The organism is Streptomyces sp. 3214.6 (assembly GCF_900129855.1).
Taxonomy (GTDB): domain Bacteria; phylum Actinomycetota; class Actinomycetes; order Streptomycetales; family Streptomycetaceae; genus Streptomyces; species Streptomyces soliscabiei.
In genome coordinates this window covers 9,328,308-9,348,683 of record NZ_LT670819.1, presented here as the reverse complement: position 1 = coordinate 9,348,683, position 20,376 = coordinate 9,328,308, and the positions used below count along the sequence as shown (strand labels likewise).

Here is a 20,376-nt window from a genome sequence, read left to right as displayed (position 1 = left end):
TTACGGCACGACTGTGCCGTGCACGGGGGCGTAGTCGGCGAACGCTGTCACAGATCGAGGGCGGTCCCGGTCAGTGCGTTGTAACGGTCCCACATCCGAGGAGATCCCGTCGTGGACGCACGTATCAACTACTTCGGCAACGCCCTTGCGGGCAAGGTCATGAAGCACCTGAACTCGGCCGCCAGTGTGGTGCACTCGGCACTTCCGGCAGCCACCGTGGAGCTGGTGAACATCCGTGCCAGCCAGATCAACGGCTGCGGTTTCTGCACCGACATGCACACCAAGGACGCCATCGCCGCGGGCGAGGACCAGCAGCGTCTGAACCTCGTGGCCGCGTGGCGTGAGGCCACCGTCTTCACCGACGCCGAGCGTGCGGCGCTGGAGCTGGCCGAGCAGGGCACCCGCACCGCGGACGCCGCGAACGGTGTGTCGGACGAGGCATGGGCGAACGCCGCGAAGCACTACGACGAGGACCAGCTCGCCGCGCTGATCTCTCTGATCGCCGTCATCAACGCCTACAACCGCATCAATGTCATCAACCAGCAGCCCGCGGGCGGTTACAAGCCCGGCATGTTCGGCTGAGACGTCCGCTCGGGGCGCACCGGGCACCCACGGTCCGTCTCCTGGTCGTCCTGGTCCTCGACCAGGAGACGGACGGCGCGCCGAGCGGCCGCCGATGTTGCCCTCGTGCCCCGCGCGCCTGCGGCGAGCCGTGGCCACCCCCACTCGTACCGGAATCCAGAGGACTCTCATGCCAGATCGCCACGCACTCGCGCCTCTGCGACGAGTCAGAACCGACGTGCTGGAGGTCGCCTACTACGAGACGGGTCCCGCGGACGGCGACACTGTGCTGCTCCTGCACGGTTTCCCCTACGACGTGCACAGCTACGTCGACGTGGCCCCGCTGCTCGCCGAGGACGGTTTTCGGGTCGTCGTCCCCTACCTGCGGGGACACGGGCCTACCGCGTTCCTGTCCGAAGTGTCACCGCGTTCGGGTCAGCAGGCCGCCCTGGGAGCGGACGTCATCGCGCTCATGAACGCTCTGGGCGTCGAGCGGGCTTACGTGGCCGGATACGACTGGGGCGGACGCGCCGCCAACATCGCCGCGGCCCTGTGGCCCGAGCGGATCCTGGGACTGGTATCGGTCAACAGCTATCTCATCCAGGACATCGGCGCGGCGATGACTCCCGTGGCCCCCGAACTGGAGGCCGGGTTCTGGTACTTCTACTACTTTCTCACCGAGCGGGGCGAGGCCGGTCTGGCCGCCGACCCCACGGGGGTCGCCCGGGTGATCTGGAAGCGGAACTCCCCCCGGTGGCCGTTCGAGGAAGAAGACCTGGCCCGAGCCGCGGAGGCCTTCCGGAACCCCGACTACACCGACGTCGTCATCCATTCGTACCGGCACCGGCTCGGCTTCGCGCAGGGCGCCGAGGCGTACGTGGATCTCGAGAGACGTCTCGCCGAACTGCCTACGATCACGGTTCCCACCGTCACCCTCGACGGCCTGGCCGACGGTAACTTCCCGGCGACGGACGGTTCGTCAAGCGCTCACCACTTCACCGGTCCCCGGTTGCACCGGCAGGTGCCGGACGCCGGTCACAATCTCCCGCAGGAACGCCCGGAGGCGTTCGCAGCCGCCGTGCGTGACGTGCGCGCCCTGCGACAGGAACACGCCGGACGCGACGGCTTCGCCCACTGACGCCAGGACGCGACATGACTTCATCTCCGTCTCCGTCTCCGGACGATCGGGGTCCGCTCCGTATCGCCAGTGCGCGCGGCCGGTGGACCCTGCTGGCCACCGTTCTGGGATCCAGCGTGGTCATGCTCGGCTCGACCGTCACCAACGTCGCGCTGCCGCACATCGGCGCCGACTTCGACGCCGACCTCGGCGTTCTGCAGTGGACCGCGAACGCCTACATGCTCACTCTGGCGGCGCTGATCCTGTTGGGCGGCTCGCTGGGCGACCGTTTCGGACGGCGTCGCCTCTTCGTGATGGGCATCGTGTGGTTCGCGGTGGCATCCCTGCTGTGCGGTCTGGCTCCCGACACCACCACGCTGATCACCGCCCGAGCACTGCAGGGCGTCGGCGGCGCCCTGATCACCCCCGGCTCACTGGCGATCATCGAGGCCTCGTTCCACCCGGACGACCGGCCCCGGGCGATCGGCCTGTGGTCGGGATTCGGCGGTATCGGCGCGGCCCTCGGGCCGTTTGTGGGCGGTTGGCTGGTGGACGGCCCCGGCTGGCGCTGGACCTTCCTGCTCAGCGCTGTGCCGGCGCTTCTGTGCCTGCCCGTGGCGCTACGTCATGTCCCGGAGTCCGTGGGCACGCCCCGGCGGGACAGTCCCGCAGTCGGCGTCGGTGGCAGAGGGCGGCTCGGCTTCGACATCCCCGGCGCCGTGCTGGGCGCTGTGACGCTCGCCCTGGCCACCTACGCACTGACCGAGGCCCGGGACGGCGGACCGGTGGTCCTGGCCGCGGCCGTGGGAAGCGCCGTGGCGGGCTTCGCGTTCCTTGTGGTGGAGGGACGCAGCAACGACCCGATGATGCCGTTGTCGATCTTCTCGTCCCGCCAGTTCCGCTCGGTCAACCTGATCACGCTGTGCGTGTACGCGGGCACGGGCGGGTTCTTCTTCCTGACCGCTCTGCAGTTGCAGATCGTCGTCGGGTACTCGGCGCTGGCAGCCGGCGCGGCCATGTTGCCCAATACGGTGCTGATGGTGCTGTTCTCGTCCCACTCCGGCATGCTCGCCCAACGGCTGGGGCCGCGGATCCCCCTCACCGTCGGCCCGCTGGTGTGCGGGGCCGGCATGCTGATGATGCTGCGGGTCGGCCCCGGCACGTCCTACCTCCACGACGTGCTGCCCGCGCTGATGGTGATGGGCACCGGCATGGTCATCATGGTCGCCCCGCTGAGCGTCACCCTGCTGTCGTCGGTGGAGGCCGCGAACGCCGGGCTGGCGAGCGGCATCAACAACGCCGCGGCCCGCGCCTCCGGCCTGGTCTCCGTGGCAGCGCTGCCGCTGCTGGTGGGGATGGGGCCGGACGCCTACCGATCAGGTGCCGCCTTCGGCGCCTCGTTCAGCCGGGCCATGCCGCTGTGTGCGGGCCTGTTGGCCATCGGCGCGTTGGTGGCCTTCGGCACGCTGCGGAAGGCCGACACGGCCCGTCATCCACTGCGCGGGCGGGCGCACGGCTGGCTGATGGAGCCCCCGCTGGTGTCCCGGTTCGCCCATCACCACGTCGTCGACTGACGTCTCGTCCTGGGGCGCCCCGTGTCACATCGATGGGTGTTCATCGGTCTCACTGTTGAGAGGACCGCTCTTCAGCGGCCCGCGCCGGCGCCTCACCGCGTGTGCGTCGCAGGAAAGGAATCGCGACATGTCGTACCCGTATCCGGAGCAGAAGTACTGGGGAGAGGACGGCGAGGTCAGCGCCGTCTACCGGCCTGCCACCACACCACCGGCCATCGGCGAGAGCGGAACCGGGAAGGACGCCACCCACTATCTGGCGACCACTGACACCACGCGGGGTGAGTTCGGCCTGTACCGGGTGGAGATGAGGCCGAAGGCGGGCGGACCCAAGAAGCACTTCCACAAGCGGATCTCGGAGTCGTTCTACATCCTGGACGGCACGGTGCGTGTGTTCGACGGTGTGCAGTGGGTCGACACGCGCAAGGGTGATTTCCTGCATGTGCCCCAGGGCGGTCTGCACGCCTTCCGAAACGACTCCGACGCCCCGGCCGACATGCTGCTGCTGTTCACACCGGGCGCACCACGTGAGGAGTACTTCGAGCAGGTGTCGCAGCTGGCGCACGCCTCGGAGGAGGAGCGTGCCGCGTTCTTCGACAGGCACGACTCGTACTTCGTCGAGTAGCAGCGTGATCAGCGGCCTCGATCCCGAGCCTCTCACAGAGGTTCGGATGGGAGTCGTCGTGACAGGTTCCGCCGGCTCATCGCTGCGAGGGCCGTCTCCGGGCTCCGCGACCACGGGGTGGGGATCGTTCAGGTCGCCGTGTCGCCATATGCCGCTGTCCGGGGTTCTTGCGTTCGTCGGCGTCGTGCCCGCTGAGCGGACGCCCTCCGGGCCGAGCACGACTCGGACCACCACAGGTTGACCCAGTAGCTCAACGTACGTTGCCCCCACCAGGGCGGCGGCACCTGTCGCCGCCCGTGCCCGCCGGCCGGCCGTCTGTGCGACACCGACCCTTTCCGCAGCCGGCATTCCCCTCTTCTCCACGCCGCGACAGGAAGGCTGCCATGAGTGATCCGTCCCGGCCCACTGAGTCCTCTGCGATCAGTGAGCTCGACCAGATACCCGACCGTGACCGCGAGGAGACCGCCGAATGGCAGGCCTCCCTCGACGCTGTGGTGCGGAACGCCGGGCCGGAGCGGGCGGTGTACCTGATGCGACGGGTGCACGAGTTCGCGGCGCGGTCCGGGATGTCCCTGCCGGGGCTGCTGTCCTCGGACTACATCAACACCGTCCCGGCCTCCGCGCAGCCGGAGTTCGACGGGGACCTGGAGATGGAATCCAGGATCACCGCGCTCAACCGGTGGAACGCGGCGGCGATGGTCACCCGCGGTTCGCGTCTGGGACTGGGCGGCCACATCTCCACCTACGCGTCTGCGGCCTGGCTCTACGAGATCGGGTTCAACCACTTCTTCCGGGGCAAGGACGGTGACGGCTCGGGTGATCAGCTGTTCCTGCAGGGGCATGCCTCGCCGGGCATCTACGCCCGGGTCTTTCTCGAGGGGCGCCTGAGCACGGAGCAACTGAACGCCTTCCGCAGGGAGGCCGGCGGCCACGGCCTGCCGTCATACCCGCACCCGCGCCGGCTGCCGTGGCTGTGGGAGTTCCCGACGGTGTCCATGGGGTTGGGTCCGCTTGGCGCGATCTACCAGGCCCGGTTCAACCGCTACCTCCAGGCTCGCGGCATCAAGGACACCTCCGCCTCACGGGTGTGGGCGTTCCTGGGCGACGGGGAGATGGACGAGCCGGAGTCGATCGCCGCCCTCACGCTGGCGTCCCGCGAGGGCCTGGACAATCTCACCTTCGTCATCAACTGCAACCTGCAGCGCCTGGACGGGCCGGTCCGGTCGAATTCCAAGATCGTTCAGGAGCTGGAGGCCCGGTTCCGCGGCAGCGGCTGGAACGTGGTCAAGACGTTGTGGGGCGAAGCATGGGACCCGCTGTTGAACCAGGACACCACCGGGGACCTGGTGCGGCGCCTGGGCGAGGTGCCCGACGCGCAGATGCAGACCTTCGCCGCGCGGGACGCCGCCTACATCCGCAAGAACTTCTTCACCGGCGATGCTCTCTCCGCCGTCTCCGCCTCCCTGAGCGACGCCCAGGTCGTCGAGCTGTTCGAGAACTCCCGCGGCGGCCACGAGCCGTTGAAGGTGTACGCCGCCTACCGGGCCGCCGTGGAGCGCCGAGGCGCGCCGACGGTGGTCCTCGCCCAGACGGTCAAGGGTCATACCCTCGGTTCGGCGATCGAGTCCCGCAACGCCAACCACCAGATGAAGAAGCTCACGATGGAGCAGTTCCGTGAGATGCGCGACCTGCTGGAGCTTCCCATCCCCGACAGCGCGCTCGCCGGTGAGCAGGTGCCGTTCTGGCACCCGGGGGAGAACTCGCCGGAGGTGCGGTACCTGCATGAGCGGCGGGCGGCGCTGGGCGGCCCCCTTCCCGTTCGCCGGGTGATCGCCAAACCGCTGCCGGAGCCGTCCGCCAAGCCCTTCGAGTCGCTGGAGAAGGGCTTCGGCCATCAGGAGGTCGCCACCACGATGGCGCTGGTCCGCCTGGTCAAGGACCTGATGCGGGACCAGCGGACCGGGGCGCGCTGGGTGCCGATCATCCCCGACGAGGCCCGTACATTCGGCATGGAGTCGATGTTCCCCACGGCCGGGATCTACTCACCGCTGGGCCAGAACTACGACCCGGTCGACGCCGGCCAACTGCTCTACTACAAGGAGAGCAAGACCGGGCAGCTGATCATCGAGGGCATCACCGAAGCGGGTTCCGTGGCCGAGTTCGCCGCCGCGGCGACGTCGTACGCCACGCACGGTGAGCCGATGATCCCGTTCTACATCTTCTACGCGATGTTCGGTTTCCAGCGCACCGGCGACCAGTTCTGGGCGCTGGGCGACCAGATGGGCCGCGGCTTCGTCGTCGGTGGCACCGCCGGACGCACCACCATGACCGGTGAGGGGCTGCAACACGGCGACGGACACTCGCACTTGCTGGCCTCCACCAACCCGGCGGTGATCAGTTACGACCCGGCGTTCGCCTTCGAGATCGCGGTGATCGTCCGGGACGGTCTGCGCCGGATGTACGGCGAGCAGCCGGAGAACGTCTTCTACTACCTGACCGTGTACAACGAGCCCAAGCACCAGCCGGCCATGCCGGCGGTACCGGGTATCGAGGAGGGCATCGTCCGGGGCATCTACCGGTTCCGGCCCGCCGAGCCCACCGCGACCGGCCCCCGGCTCCAACTGCTGTCCTCCGGTACGGCCATCCACTGGGCACTCCGAGCCCAGGAACTCCTCGCCTCCGACTGGAACGTACACGCCGACGTGTGGTCGGTGACGTCCTGGACCGAGCTGCGGCGTGACGCGATGCACACCGACGCCGCCCGCATGCGCGGCGAGGAGCGCACCCCGTACGTCACCCGGGCACTGGCGGGTGCGCCGGGCCCGGTGCTGGCCGTCAGCGACTGGATGCGGCAGGTACCCGACCAGATCAGCCAGTGGGTCGAGCAGGACTACTACTCCCTGGGCACCGACGGTTTCGGTCTCTCCGACACCCGTGCGGACGTGCGCCGCCACTTCCGGGTGGACGCCGAGTCCATCGTGGTGACGGCGCTGTACCGGCTGGCCAGGACCGGGCAGGTCACCCCAGAGACCGTCGCGCAGGCCCGCGCGCGCTACGGCCTCGACCAGTGAACGGCGAGGTGCCGCAACCCGGGCCTGCGTGACACGACGCGCCGCACATGATGCGCCCGGTGCCATGTCACACATACCTCCCCCTGTCCTGTCACTACTGGTACGCAAACCCCAATAGTCGAGGAGGAATCATCATGAAGGTTGTAGTTGTCGGCGGAACCGGTCTCATCGGCTCCAAGGTGGTCGGCAAGCTCACCGAGCACGGCCACGAGGCGGTTCCGGCCGCGCCCTACACCGGGGTGAACACCCTGACGGGCGAGGGCCTGGCCGAGGTTCTGCAGGGCGCTCAGGTAGTGGTGGACGTGTCCAACTCCCCCTCGTTCGCGGACGACGCGGTCATGGACTTCTTCCGCACCTCCACCACGAATCTGCTCAAGGCGGAGAAGGAGGCCGGTGTCACGCACCACGTCGCGCTGTCCGTGGTGGGCACGGAGCGGCTCCAGGAGAGTGGTTACTTCCGTGCCAAGCAGGCGCAGGAGGAGCTGATCAGGGAGTCCGGTGTTCCGTTCTCCATCGTGCACGCCACCCAGTTCTTCGAGTTCATGAAGGGCATCGCGGACTCCGCCACCAAGGACGACAACACGGTGCACCTTGCCCCCATCGCGATCCAGCCCATCTACTCCGACGACGTCGCCGCCGCGGTGGGCCGCACTGCCGTCGGTGAGCCGGTGGGGGGTGTCGTCGAGGTCGCCGGACCTGACACGTTCCAGCTGGACGAGCTGATCCGCAAGGGCCTGGCCGCCAAGAACGACCCGCGCACGGTCGTCTCCGACCCCAAGGCCCCCTACTTCGGGGCCCAGTTGGAGGAGAAGACGCTGCTGCCCGGTCCGGACGCGCGCCTCGGCGAGACGCGATTCAGCGACTGGATCGCGCAGCAGGGGAAGTAGAACCGGCGAACGGCCAGGGCTCGGGATCCGCTCCCGCGCGACTGGACCGCACGACGGCCGGTACCGAGACACTTGTCCGGCACCGGCCGTTGTGGTGTGCCCATCCAGGTCGGAAGGGTTCTCGCCGTCCCCGACCTGTGACGGGGCCCGCTCGCGAAGGGCCGGCAACGGGCTGCAGGGGATCGGGACGGACCGTCCGGTCCGTCCCGATCCCCTGACCGAGTACGTAAGAGACGTCAGCGCACCGAGTGCGCGGCGTCCTCGATGACGTCGGTGACCCTTCCGGGCTGCGAAACGCTCACCGCGTGCGACGAGCGGACCTCCGTGGTGTGTGCGCCTGCCCGCTCGGCCATGAACTCCTGAGCCCTGGGCGGGATGTTGAGGTCCTGCGTGGCAACCAGGACCCAGGAGGGAATGGTCTTCCAGGCCGGCTCGGCCGCACCCTCGGCCAGGGCGGCGTTGGTGACAGGTCGCTGCGTGACGGCCATCAGGTCGGTCTTGTTACGGGGCACGTCGGCGGCGAACTGGTGACGGAACTTGTCGTTCTGGATGTAGAGGTCGGCGCCCTGGGAGCCGTCCGCCTCCGTGAACGGCACGGAGCGGAGGGCTTCGCCGAGGGTGCTGCCGGGGAACTTGCCCGACAGGTCGGCCGCGCTCTCGCCCTTCTCGGGGAGGAAGGCGGCGAGGTAGACCAGCGCCTTGACGTTCTTGTTGCCGGTGGCCGCGTTGCTGATGACGGAGCCGCCGTAGGAGTGCCCGGCCAGAACGATGGGACCGTCGATGCCCGCCAGGACGTCCTTCAGATAGGCGGAGTCGCCGCTCAGGGACCGCAGCGGGTTGGCGACCGCGATGACCGGATAACCGTCGTGGCGAAGCTCCTTGATGACGTCGTTCCAGCTGGTGGAGTCGGCGAAAGCACCGTGGACCAGGACGACGGTGGGCTTGGGACTCCGTACGTGGACACCCTTGTCGGCGGAGGCGGGGGCGACCGCGGTGACCAGCAGGCCCGCGGCGATGCTGGCCCCGGCGACAACGGTGAGCGAGGTACGGGACCGGCGGGCGAGGGATGAGCGGAACATAGGCAGACACCTTTCGAGGTTGCGCAGACGCGCCGACTTCTGGTGGAAGGAGCGCGGCGCTGATGGTCGGCGGCCCACGGCAGCCCACTGCTGAGGCGGGGCTGGAGCCGTGTACGGCGGCGCGGTCAGCATCGTTGCTGCGACGCGGAAACCAGGTAGGAGGCCGGCCGGCAACGTGTACGTGCCGGGTGCCAACCGCCGGGCGGGGACGGTCGGTTGACTCGACAGTCGCACTTACCGCCTTTCGCCCTTATGACAGGACGCTCATCGAATGTGTGACATGTGCCCCTCGTCGCCGCGGGCTCGAGACGATGCGGGCCCGGCCGGTCCCTGTCCCATACGGGTCGCCACTCAGCCAGTCGCGTGTCGGCCCACCGGGGGGCATGCACTCGCCCGCATCTCAACGTCACCCAGCGCGTTCGCAGGCGCTTTCCTCCCCCGCGTCACTGCCCGTGTCACATGGTTCATGCCTGTCCGGTCTGCACTGTCGAGAACAGCGTGACCAGAACGTTGGACACGACAGGTCGGGACAGCGCGCTCGGTCCACCGAGGCCGTTCCGGACGTCGGCCGAGACGTCGCGGTGTAGGCGATGGACTGCCGTGTGAGAGGGAAGATGCCGTATGGACCAGGCCGATGACGCGGTGCCAATCGCTGAGATGCTCGACGAGCGGCAGCACCTGCTGGCCGTCGCCTATTGGATGGTGGGCACAGGTCCTGATGCCGACAAAGTCGTTACCGAGACCTACCGGCGGTGGTACGGCCTGTCCGATCCGGATAGGGCGCGGATCGCGGAGCCGCTCTCCTGGCTGGTGAAGACGGCGGGCGCCATCTGCCTGACGTGCCTGGCCCTGCCCGAGCGTCGAGAACCGGGCGCGGCAGGGACAGCCGGTGATACGACGGTGAGGGCTTGTCCGTCTTTGACGGACGAGGTCAGCGAGGTTCTGCTGAACGCGTTGGATTCCCTGTCCCCGACCGAGCGGGCAGCGTTCGTCCTCAATGATGTTTTCGGGATGGCGCCACAGGTGGTCGCCGAGATCGTGGGCCGGACGGAACGGGAATGTACCGAACTCGCCGAACGGGCCCGTCGCACCCTGCTAACCAGGCGTTCGAGTCCCACCATGCCGCAGCAGCACGACCGGATGGTCCGGGCGGTCCGTGAGGCCTGCGCCGCGGAGGACTCGGCCCTCCTGTCATCTCTGCTGGCCCCCGACGCCACGGCCTTCTTCGACGGCGGTGGCAAGGTGCGGGCTCTGGACCGGCCGGTCCACGGTGCCCTGAAGGTCGCCCGCAGCCTGCTCACTCTGCTCTCCCACCGCCCCCGTACCGCACTGGACCTCCACTCCGTCAACGGCCGGACGGCAATCGTCGTGCGCTACGACGGCCAGGTCGCCGCCGTGATCAGCTTCGACATCGCCGGCCATCACGTCGTCCAGGTCTGGGCCGTTCTGAACCCCGACAAACTGCGCCTCTGGAACCGGCCGGATGCCTCTCCCGGTGTACCTCGGGTGCCTGGTGGGCCTGGTGGGTCGAACAACGTGTCCGCTGCAGACCGGGACTAAGACGGTGTCCTGTCGAGAGCCAGAAGCGCCCGGCCTGACCGCCACCCCGAAGACGCAGAGAACTCCAGCGCCTCGCGCCTCAAGGCCGCTCCGGCCCATGTCCGTGAGGACCCCCTGGATACGAGGTGCCCAACGTCCAGGTCTCGGATTTCGGGGTCACTCCAGTCGCGGATCAGGCCGATGTCGCCTCGTCTTCGAACTGGATGGCACGGATCTCCCGGCGGGAAGAGATGCTGAGCTTCGAGAACACCTTGCGGAGGTGCCACTCGACTGTGTGCCGGCTGATGAACAACTGGGCGCCGATCTCGGGGTTCGTGAGCCCTTGCCCGGCGAGTCGGGCGATCTGCGCCTCCTGCGAGGTGAGAGCCGTGGGCGTCGCGACCGCGTGGGTGCGGACCTTCGCCCCCGTCGCCTGCAACTCGCCTCGCGCGCGTTCGGCGAACGCCTCCGCCCCGAACCGGCTGAACATCTCGTGTGCGACGTCCAGTTGGGCACGGGCATCAGAGCGGCGGTTCTCGCGGCGCAACCACTCCCCGTACAGCAGATGTGCACGGGCGAGTTCCATGCGGACCCGGGTCCGTGCGAGCCGCTCGATCGCCTCACGGTAGAGCCGCTCCGCGGAGTCGCCCTCGCTGAGCAGCGCCCGCGAGCGCGCTTCCACGCCCAGCGCCCAGTCGGTGCCGCTGGCTCGCGTCACCTCCGAGAGTTGCTCCAGCGCGTCGGTGGCCGACTCGGGTGAGCCGCTCCGTACGGCCGCCTCGATCAGCTCGACCAAGCCCCATCGCGGCGAGGAGAACTCCCGCTGCTCGGCCGCTGCCTCCCGGGCCGCGGCCAGCGCCTGCGCGTACTGGCCGAGCCCGTTGCAGAGCACCGCCTCGTACCAGCGTGTGACGGTGACAACGGCTCCCTGGCCCCGCGGCACCGCCTCGGCCAGGGCCGCGTCGATCAACGTGCGTGCCTCTCCCTCACGACCACGCCAGACGGCCAGGCCGAGGGGGCCCACACGTCCCGGGTCGCTGTTGCCGGTTGCCGCGCACACCGCCTCGATCTCCTCGATCAACCTCTCGGCCGCCGCCAGTTCCCCGGCGATGAGGTGCACGAACGCGCGGGAGTCGAGTGCGTCGGGGAGAGCGCTGAGCGCTCCGGCCTCGCGGGTGACCGTCACATGACGGGTCGCGGCCGCGTGCCAGCGCTCGTCGTCCCACAGATCCGAGGCGATGACGGACGCGAGCCACAGCCGGCGCAGCTGCTCCTGTACGGGAAGCCGCTCGTCGCAGAGTGCTTCGAGTGCGTGCTCCATCATCGACGCCGAGGCCGGGGAACCGTCGGCGACTCGCACGGCGAGGGCGTCCAGGACCAGGTCGGACACCTGTGGCTGCCGTGCCGGCGGGGCCTCACGGGCGGCCTCGGCCACCTCCAGCAGTCCTGGGCCGCGCGCCAGGCGGCCGGCGAATATCGCCGCCGCCATGGCGTCCAGGTAGGTCTCACGAGCGAGTGCGACATCGTCGAGCCGGCCGAACCGGCGAGCGGCGGCGAGCAGCAGTTGCGGGGCCTCGCCGCCGCGGTTCTGGGCGAACGCGATCCCGGCGCGCAGCACCTCGATCCGCGCTCGGCCCAGTTCGTCGAGGGGTCCGGCCGCCGCCGTGGCGAGGAGGCTGGCGGCCGGCTCGAACGCCCCGGCGTGGAGTTTCGCCTGTGCTGCGTCCACCGCGCGCTGTGCGCGTCGCGCGGGATCCTGTGTCAGCGCGGTCGCACGCTGGAGGAAGGCGGCGGCCGCGGCGATGCCGCCGCGTGCGTAGGCCCGGTCCGCGGAGCGCTCCAGTGCGGCGGCCACTGTCTCGTCGGGCCCCGAGGCCGCGTCGGCCAGGTGCCAGGCCCGGCGGTCGGGGTCGAGCCGGGCATCGGTGACGTCGGCCAGCGCCCTGTGCACCTCTCGACGTTCGCTCGGGCCCGCCGCTCGATAGGCCGCCGAGCGCACCAGCGGGTGCCGGAACCGCACCCGGGTGCCGAGTGTGATCAGGTCCGCCACGCCTTCGTGCGACACGGCGATGTCGGCGTCGATCCCGAGGCGGCCGGCCGCGCGCCTCAGCAGTGTCACGTCGCCCAGCGGTTCCGCGGCGGCGATGAACAGCAGGCGTCGGGTCTCGGACGGAAGCGCCTGAACACGGCGGAGGAACCCCTGCTCGATCTGGCTCGACAACGGCCATGCGTCCGGACGCCCGAACCCTCCGGCCATCTCCGCCGTGGTCAACCCGCGCGGCAGCTCGAGCAGGGCCAGCGGGTTGCCGCGTGACTCGGCGACGATGCGGTCGCGCACCCGTTCATCCAGCGGACCGGTGACGACCGAGTCGAGCAGTGTCCGGGAGTCACGCTCGATCAGTCCCGTGAGTGACAGCTCGGGAAGGCTGCCGAACGTATGGCAGGCACCGGGTTCACGGACGGCGAAGACAAGCACAACCGATTCTGCGAGCAGTCGGCGGGCCACGAACTCCAAGGTCAGCGCGGACGCCTTGTCCAGCCACTGCGCGTCGTCGACAATGCAGACGAGCGGCTGGTCACCGCCGGCGTCCGCGATGAGACTCAGGGTGGCCAGACCCACGAGGAACCGGTCGGGCGCGGCGCCGGCGCGCAGACCGAAAGCCGTGCCGAGCGCATCACGCTGAGGCTCGGGCAGCTGGTCGAGCCCGCTGAGCAGAGGAGCGCAGAGCTGGTGCAGGCCGGCGTAGGAGAGTTCCATCTCGGACTGGACGCCGGCCGCTCTGATGGTGCGACATCCGGTGGCACGACCGAGGAGATGTCTCAGCAGCTCGGTCTTGCCGATCCCGGGCTCACCGCGCAGGACCAGGACACCGCTGCGCCCGGTTCTGGCACCTGCCACGAGATCGTCGAGGGCCTTGCATTCCCTCTCCCTGCCGAGAAGCCCGGCCCGTGCACCGCGCCTCGCCATGGCAGCTCCCTTGTCAGGAATGTTCGCTGAGTATGGTAATCCGTCTGCTGATCGCCGTGCCCATGGTCGACCGTGACGAGTCGGCTCGCCTGCGGGCCCGCAGAACGACTGAGCAGGCTCGCCCACCCTGTGACGGTGCTGGTCAGGGCGGTTCCCCATGGACTTTGAGCGTGCAAGGCGAGGGCGAAACGGGACGCCCGCTGGTCCTCGTCGATTTCAGGCAGTCACCCGGCGTCGGCGTCTGACGGGTCGCTCGCCGGGTGTCCGTCCTGGAGTGCGGCGAGCGCGGCAGCGAGCTTGCCCCGGCTGGTGATACCGAGGCGGGGATAGATGCGGTACAGGTGGGCTCCGACGGTGCGGTGCGAGATGAACAGGCGCTGGCCGATCTCCCGGTTGCTCAGTCCCCGCGACGCGAGCACGGCGATCTGCATCTCCTGGGCCGACAGCCGGTCGCTGGTGTTCGCGTGCCTCCGGCCGCTCGACTCGCCGGCGGCACGCAACTGCTCGCGAGCCATCTCGGCCCAGGGCAGCGCGCCGACCCGGTCGAACTCGTCGCGGGCGCTGCGCAGCGGATTCCGGGCTTCGACGTTGTGCCGTTGCCGACGCAGCCGACGACCGTGGTGCAGGTGCAGCCGGGCCCGCGCCAGGGCCCAGCCGGCGGGCAACGCGGTCAGTGCCGCGGCGTAGTGCTCTTCCGCCGTGTCGTCCGGCGCCAGCACCGCCTCGGTGTAGACGTGGGCCACCACCATCATTTCCGAGGGCAGTCGGGCGGCCAGCTCGGGGAGTCCGTCCAGTAGTTCCCGGGCCCGCTGCACGGTGCCCGCGGCCACTGCGGCGTCCGCCAGGTCCGGTGCGAGCAGCCAGCGGCTGACCGAGTGGTAATGCGGGTCCGTCGGATCGAACGCGCGCGCGAGTGCGTCGTAGGCCTCGGCCGCGCGGCCGTCGAAGAGCGCGAGCAGGCCCTCTACCTGCTGCGCCATGACAGCGGCAAAAGGCATGCCGGGGAACAGCCGGTGGGCGCGCAGCTCGCCGAGCATCCGCTCCGCGCCCTCGGTCTCCCCGCGCAGCGCCGCCACCAGACTCCCTGTCGCCTTCACCCCCAGCCAGACGATCCACTCCCCGGTCTCCTCGGCCAGCGCGAGTCCCTCGACGGACTCCTCGCGGGCCCGATCGAGCTGACCGAGGTACACCCGCGGCCAACTGCCCGCAAGTGACCGGGCGAGCAGCCCGAGCCTGCCCTGCGACCGCCACGCCGCGGCCGCCAGTGACAGGTACCGGGCGGCGAGGGTGGCGTCGCCCAGGACCATCGCGCCGCTGCCGAGGAAATGCATGATCCGGCCGTCCAGGCGGTCCGGCCGCAGGCTGTCGAGCCGTGTGATCACCTCGGCGCCGTACCGGAACGGTTCGGTGTACGCCCGTACCGTCAGCACGACGGGAGCGTCCGGATCAGGGTTCCATCGGTCCAGCTCAGCCGCGGCCAGCGTGCGCACCCGTGCGTCGCCGTCCTGGAAGAAGCACCGGGCGGCCGCCCGCCACAGCAGGTTCTCGGCGACCTGCACGCCGCCTGCGTCGAACGCGCCGGCCGCTGTGGTCACCATGTCCTCGATCCGGCGCTGCGGCTCGTCGGGTTCGAACGCCGCCTTGTCGGACACGACCATGAGGCGGGCCCGCTCCAGCGGGCCGAGTTCGCTCATGTCGGCCCGGTCCAGCAACAGCTGGGTGCGAACCCGGTCATTGATCTCGCTGGCCGACTCGACCGCCCGGACCAGGATTTCGGTCCTGCGGCGCGAGTCCTGGACGAGCTCGGCCGCCTGGCGCAGGGCCGGCACGGCGGAGGCCACCTTGCCCCGGGCCAGCGCGGTGTCGGCGAAACGTTCCAGCTGGGCGGCGAGTTCCTCGTCCGGGCCCAGCGTCGCGGCCGCCAGGTGGAGGAGCCGGCGCTCGGGTGTGTCGGCCATGGCCACGGCGATGGCGCGGTGGGTGGCCAGCCGGTCGGCGACCGTGGCGCGGGTGTAGATCGCCGAGCGCATCAGCGGATGCCGGAACTCGAGGCTACGGCCGACCAGACCGACCAGGCCCGCGTCGACCGCCTCCTGCACCGCGTCCACGGAAACCGTCGTGCCCGTCAGACGACTCGACACGTCCAGCAGCCGGTTCAGTGGTGCGCTGGGCTCGGTGGCCAGGGCCAACAGGAGCGTTCGGCACTCCGGGCTCGCCGAGTCCGTACGCGCGGCGAACGCGTCCTCCAGCCGCTGGGTCAGCGGCAGATCGTCCAGCTGCGATGCGCTGTCCTGCACCGTCTTGGGCAGCTCGACCAGGGCCAGCGGGTTGCCCGCGGCGCGCTCCAGGATGAGGGCCCGCAGCGGTGCCGCCAGGTCCGGTGCACCCGCGTCGAGCAGTTCGGCGGCGGCGGACCGGCTGAGCGGTTGCAGATGGAGGTCCGGCTGCGCGCTCGGGGCGTAGGAGTCGGGAGAGTGAACCCGGGACGCCGCCACGATCAGTACGGGAAGATCGCGGGTGCGGCGAACGACGAATCTGAGGACGTCCCGGCTCGGCGAGTCGATCCACTGCAGGTCGTCGACGAGCAGCAGGAGCGGTTGCCGGTCGGCCTCATCGGTGAGCAGTTCGAGCACGGCGAGCGCGACCCGAAAGATATGGGGCTCGGTCTGGGTGGCGCTGAAGGCGTCGACCAGCGCGGTGCGGTGCGGAGACGGCAGCTTCCCGATGCCGTCGGCGGCCGGTTGCAGCAGCAGTTGCAGAGCCGCGAACGGCAGCCACAGCTCGGTCTCCACACCGGCTGCGCTCAGCACCTTGAAACCGCCCTCGGTGCCCTCGTCACCGACCGAGCGCAGCAGAGCCGACTTACCGACACCGGCGGTGCCGTGGATCAACAGCGCACTGCCGCGTCCGTCCGCCGCGTCCGCCAGCAGCCCGCGCAGGATTCGCAGCTCCTCGTCCCGGCCGATCATCGCGCGGGGGCTCGGTTCGGCCTCTTGAGGGCCCCGGCTGCTGTGCTGAACATGTGCGGCTTCCTCAGTGCAGGGAGTCACGTCGCACCACATCCTAACCGTGGCCCCCTACACCCTCGGCGCGTTCGCACCATCGGTAGAACGACTCAAGTCTCGTCTGCGCCGCGGCGCCGAGGCCCGGATCCGAAGGCGGTCACGCGGCAGAACCGGCCGGCCGGTGGGCCCGGCCGGTTCCGCGCTCACCGCGCGCCCCGCGACGACTCCAGCAGGGCGAACCCCCGTTCCACGATGGGTTCGGCGACGGGTTCCTGTGGCAGAGAGGGCATGGCCGGCGGCGGCCCGATGCGGATGAGCGTCTCCCGTGTCTCCTCGGTCAGACCTCCCCAGATCCCGTGCCGCTCCCGGTGGTCGAGCGCATACCGGCGGCACGGAATCCGCACCGGGCACCGATCGCAGATCATCAGCGCCCGTCGGACGGTCGCCAGGTCGCCCGGAGAGGGGAAGAAGGTCTCGATGTCGGCACCTCGGCAGGCCGCGGCCGGCCACCGGACCGCCGCCGGGCGGACGGGCAGGACACCGTTGTTCATCACGGGGGTACGAGACGCTGTCATCCCATCTCCTCCAGCTTCTTGCCGTTGGTCTCGCGCACCCTGACGGCGACGAAGACGAACGAGAGCACGGCGAAGGCCGCGTAGATCGCGTAGGTGGACGACAGGTTCCAGTCCGACATGCGGGGGAAGCTCTCGGTGACGGCCCAGTTGGCGATCCAGTTCGCGGCGGTCGCCACCGACATCGCGGCGGCTCGGATCCTCAGCGGGAACATCTCGCCGACCATCACCCAGAGCACCACACCCCAGGAGACCGCGAAGAAGAACACGAAGGAGTGGGCGGCGACCAGCGCCACGGTGCCCTGGGCGTCCGGGATGGACAGACTGCCGCCGCTGCCTGTCTTGTACGAGAAGGCCCAGGAGGCGAAGGCCAGCGACACGGCCATGCCGGCCGAACCGGTCAGCGCGAGCGGTTTCCGGCCGACCCGGTCGATCAGCAGCATCGCTACGACGGTGCCGATGATGTTGATGATCGACGTGGACAGGCTGATCAGAAGGGAGTTTGCCTGGTCGATGCCCACTGACTGCCACAGCAGCGACGAGTAGTAGAAGATGACGTTGATGCCGACGAGCTGCTGGAAGACGGCCAGCCCGATGCCGACCCACACGATCGGCAGCAGTCCGAAGCGGCCGTCGAGCAGATCGCGTACCCGCGGCTTGTGATCGGTCTTGAGAGCATGCTGGATCTCGGCGATCCGCTCCTCGGAGCCCGCGTACGTGCCCTGCAGGTCGCGCAGCACGGCGAGAGCCTGGACCTCGCGGCCCGTGGCGACGAGGAAGTGCGGCGACTCCGGGATGCGCAGGGTGAGGAACAGGTAGGCGAGCGCCGGTACGACCGCGGCCATCAGCATCCACTGCCAGGCATGCAGGGCACCCAGCAGGTTCTCGCTCTTGCCGTCGGCCCCTTGGGCGATGCCCCAGTTGACGAGCTGGGAGGCGGTGATGCCGAGCACGATGGCCGCCTGCTGGAACGAGGCCAGCCGCCCGCGATGGTCGGGCGGCGCGACCTCGGCGATGTAGGTGGGCCCGATCAGCGAGGCGAGGCCGATCGCCATACCGCCGACGACGCGCCAGGCGCCCAGGTCCCAGACGGAGAAGGGCAGGGACGAGCCGAGCGCGCTGATCGCGAAGAGAACCGCGGCGAAGTGCATCACGCGCCGACGGCCGATGCGGTCGGCGAGACGGCCGGCGACGGCCGCTCCGAAGGCGGAACCGAGCAGAGCGGAGGCGACGATGGTGCCCGTCTCGCTGGAGGTGACATCGAATCGGTGCTGGATTCCGGTGACGGCGCCGTTGATGACGGCACTGTCGTAGCCGAACAGGAAGCCGCCGATCGACGCGGCCGCCGAGATATAGGTGACGCGCCGGAGGTTGGCCGGGCGGAGCGCGGCCCCTGAGTGGGCCCGCCCCGCTGAAGAGGCGTTCGCGGTCATGGACAAGGACTCCTTCACAGGACCGGGTACGCACCGGCGCAGGCGGGAGCTCCCGGCCAGGCGGGCGTACCAGTCGTAGGGGACGTGGATCGGATGGACGACCGCGCTGATGACCGGCACCGGTCGTCGTGTCGGGCGGCGAGCATGCCGCCGCTCAGACGCCCGCCGTCGGGGCTGAGAGCAGTTCGTGCAGGCGGGCGAGGTTCGCCGCGCCGATGAGGCCGGCGTCCGATCCCACGGTGGCGGTGCGGACCTCGGCGTAGACGCGGTGCTCGCCGCCCCCGAGGGCCCGACGGTAGGACATCTCGGCCGGACGCCTGATCAGCTCACCGGTGTCGCCGAGGCCGCCGCCGATGACGAGGACGGACGGGTCGAGGATGGAGGCGAGGTCGGCGAGGGCCTGGCCCAACCAGCGGCCCGACTGCGCGAACACCTCGAGGGAGAAGGGGTCGCCACTGAGGGCAGCCTCGGTCACATGGTGCCCATCGAGGCCGTCGGGGGTACCGTCGCCCAGCGTGAGCACCACCGCGGCCCGTGCCGGATCAGCGGCCGCCATCTCGCGGGCGCGGCGGGTGTGGGCCGCCCCGCTGGCGTACTGCTCCATGCAGCCGTGCTGGCCGCAGGGGCAGGGGAGCCCGTCGGGGACCGCCCGGTAGTGGCCGATCTCGCCGGCCATGCCGAAGCGGCCGCGGAAGAGCCGGCCCCTGCTGATGATGCCGCCGCCCAGGCCGGTGCCCGCCATGACCATCAACATGTCGTCATGCCCGGCACCGGCTCCATGGATGAACTCGCCCCAAGCGGCGGCGTTCGCGTCGTTCTCGACGACGACCGGAAGCCCGGTGGCCTCCTGGACGATGTCCCGGATCTCCTTGTCGTGCCAGCCCAGGTTGGGTGCGAAGCGCACCGTCGAGCGGTCCGCGTCCACGTATCCGGCTGCTCCGACACCGATCGCTCGGACGTCGTCCCAGCCCTTGCGGACCCGCTGGACCGCCTCGGCGATCGCCCCGGCGATCCGGTCCGGGTCGTGGGGGGTGGGGACGCGCACCCGGGAGACGACCTCCCCGCCGGGGTCGACCGTCCCGGCGGCGATCTTCGTGCCGCCGAGATCTACGCCGACGGTCAGACCGCCGTTCTGGTCGTTCATGCGGCACCGCCCACGCCGTCGAACCGACGGTGCGCGTACCGACGCTTGTGTCCGCCTGACCGGCTGACGGGTCCGTGAGACATGGTGTGGCTCCTGACGTTGTGATTTCGTGTGAAGGAGGGGGAGTCGGCTCGTCACCAGCCGGACCAACGGGCATGGTGGCTTCGGCACCCCGGAGGCGGCGGTTCGCCGCCGGTCCGTCTACAGGCTCAGCTTCCGTAATTCGGTGGCGAGTTGCATGAGTCATTCGACTGTGTCCAGCCGTAGTCGCTCGCCGTGTCACACATCGGTGCCCTGCGTTGTCTTCTAAGCGAACCAAGTCGGATCTAGCGGAGGTATGACACGGTGTTGGACAAGACATCCATGAGCGGACTCGACGAGCACGGGAGCCAGGACGGGACCGGGCCCAGGATGCTGGCGGACGTCAAGCCGCCCTTCGTGCCGGAGGGTGCTTCGGCGATGACCGTGGTGGTCGAGTGGCCTCCGGGACACCCCGGGACGCCGCCGCACCGACACTCGGGGCCGTGCTTCGGCTACGTCACCGAAGGCGCCGTCCGGTGGGAACTCGAGGGCGAGCCCGAGCGGGTGATCAAGGCCGGTGAGACTTTCTGGGAGCCGGGCGGTGACGTGATCCACTACCAGAACGGCAACGCCCTGTCGGATACGCCGGCCAAGTACGTCGTCATCATGCTGTGCGCGCCCGGCCAGCCGATGCTCACCCTGGTCGAAGAGGAAGAGCTGTCGAAACGGGCCCACCTGCGAGCCCCGCGGCCTTCCGAGGACTGAACCACGGCCCGGGGGACG

General features: G+C 69.8%; 14 protein-coding genes. 8 read left to right on the top strand and 6 right to left on the bottom strand.

The features are described from left to right. Nucleotides 1-111 precede the first annotated feature (111 nt). The 6 genes from B5557_RS42260 (at nt 112) to B5557_RS42235 (ending at nt 7,832) form a co-directional block, all read left to right on the top strand. Complete coding sequence (locus B5557_RS42260; protein WP_079664481.1) at nt 112-582, top strand: carboxymuconolactone decarboxylase family protein; 471 nt, start codon at nt 112-114, stop codon at nt 580-582. 217 nt (nt 583-799) lie between these two features. Continuing rightward, the gene (locus B5557_RS42255) at nt 800-1,699 is read left to right on the top strand and encodes an alpha/beta fold hydrolase (protein ID WP_231976173.1); all 900 of its coding nucleotides are present in this window, start codon (nt 800-802) and stop codon (nt 1,697-1,699) included. A 14-nt stretch (nt 1,700-1,713) separates the two neighbouring features. Next, nucleotides 1,714-3,252, top strand: a complete 1,539-nt coding sequence (locus tag B5557_RS42250; protein ID WP_079664479.1) for an MFS transporter — start codon at nt 1,714-1,716, stop codon at nt 3,250-3,252. 127 nt (nt 3,253-3,379) lie between these two features. Continuing rightward, a complete protein-coding gene (locus tag B5557_RS42245; protein WP_079664478.1) occupies nt 3,380-3,874 on the top strand; it encodes a cupin domain-containing protein in 495 nt (164 codons plus the stop codon). Nucleotides 3,875-4,257: 383 nt separating this feature from the next. Further along, the gene (gene aceE, locus B5557_RS42240; protein WP_079664477.1) at nt 4,258-6,945 is read left to right on the top strand and encodes a pyruvate dehydrogenase (acetyl-transferring), homodimeric type; all 2,688 of its coding nucleotides are present in this window, start codon (nt 4,258-4,260) and stop codon (nt 6,943-6,945) included. A 134-nt stretch (nt 6,946-7,079) separates the two neighbouring features. Further along, nucleotides 7,080-7,832, top strand: a complete 753-nt coding sequence (locus B5557_RS42235; protein WP_079664476.1) for an SDR family oxidoreductase — start codon at nt 7,080-7,082, stop codon at nt 7,830-7,832. 236 nt (nt 7,833-8,068) lie between these two features. Here B5557_RS42235 and B5557_RS42230 read toward each other — a convergent pair whose 3' ends face one another. Next, complete coding sequence (locus B5557_RS42230; RefSeq protein WP_079664475.1) at nt 8,069-8,911, bottom strand: alpha/beta fold hydrolase; 843 nt, start codon at nt 8,909-8,911, stop codon at nt 8,069-8,071. A 621-nt stretch (nt 8,912-9,532) separates the two neighbouring features. Between B5557_RS42230 and B5557_RS42225 the strand changes: the two genes are divergently transcribed. Further along, nucleotides 9,533-10,471 carry a sigma factor-like helix-turn-helix DNA-binding protein gene (locus tag B5557_RS42225; protein WP_107472691.1) on the top strand — a complete coding sequence of 313 codons (939 nt, stop codon included), beginning with the start codon at nt 9,533-9,535 and terminating at the stop codon, nt 10,469-10,471. 172 nt (nt 10,472-10,643) lie between these two features. Here the strand turns inward: B5557_RS42225 and B5557_RS42220 are convergent, their stop codons facing one another. The 5 genes from B5557_RS42220 to B5557_RS42200 all read right to left on the bottom strand — a co-directional run bounded on the left by B5557_RS42220 (nt 10,644) and on the right by B5557_RS42200 (nt 19,572). Next, a complete protein-coding gene (locus B5557_RS42220; RefSeq protein ID WP_079664474.1) occupies nt 10,644-13,418 on the bottom strand; it encodes a helix-turn-helix transcriptional regulator in 2,775 nt (924 codons plus the stop codon). Between the two features lie 224 nt (nt 13,419-13,642). Continuing rightward, nucleotides 13,643-16,387 (bottom strand): ATP-binding protein, encoded by a 2,745-nt coding sequence (locus B5557_RS42215; protein ID WP_079664473.1) that lies wholly within the window; start codon nt 16,385-16,387, stop codon nt 13,643-13,645. Between the two features lie 239 nt (nt 16,388-16,626). Next, nucleotides 16,627-16,998 carry a WhiB family transcriptional regulator gene (locus B5557_RS42210; protein WP_231976172.1) on the bottom strand — a complete coding sequence of 124 codons (372 nt, stop codon included), beginning with the start codon at nt 16,996-16,998 and terminating at the stop codon, nt 16,627-16,629. Then, a complete protein-coding gene (locus B5557_RS42205; protein ID WP_079665280.1) occupies nt 16,995-18,428 on the bottom strand; it encodes a sugar porter family MFS transporter in 1,434 nt (477 codons plus the stop codon). Before B5557_RS42205 ends, B5557_RS42210 begins: the two co-directional genes overlap by 4 nt. 154 nt (nt 18,429-18,582) lie before the next feature. Further along, nucleotides 18,583-19,572 carry an ROK family glucokinase gene (locus tag B5557_RS42200; RefSeq protein WP_079664471.1) on the bottom strand — a complete coding sequence of 330 codons (990 nt, stop codon included), beginning with the start codon at nt 19,570-19,572 and terminating at the stop codon, nt 18,583-18,585. A gap of 363 nt (nt 19,573-19,935) precedes the next feature. Between B5557_RS42200 and B5557_RS42195 the strand changes: the two genes are divergently transcribed. Beyond that, the gene (locus tag B5557_RS42195; RefSeq protein ID WP_079664470.1) at nt 19,936-20,358 is read left to right on the top strand and encodes a cupin domain-containing protein; all 423 of its coding nucleotides are present in this window, start codon (nt 19,936-19,938) and stop codon (nt 20,356-20,358) included. Nucleotides 20,359-20,376 lie beyond the last annotated feature (18 nt).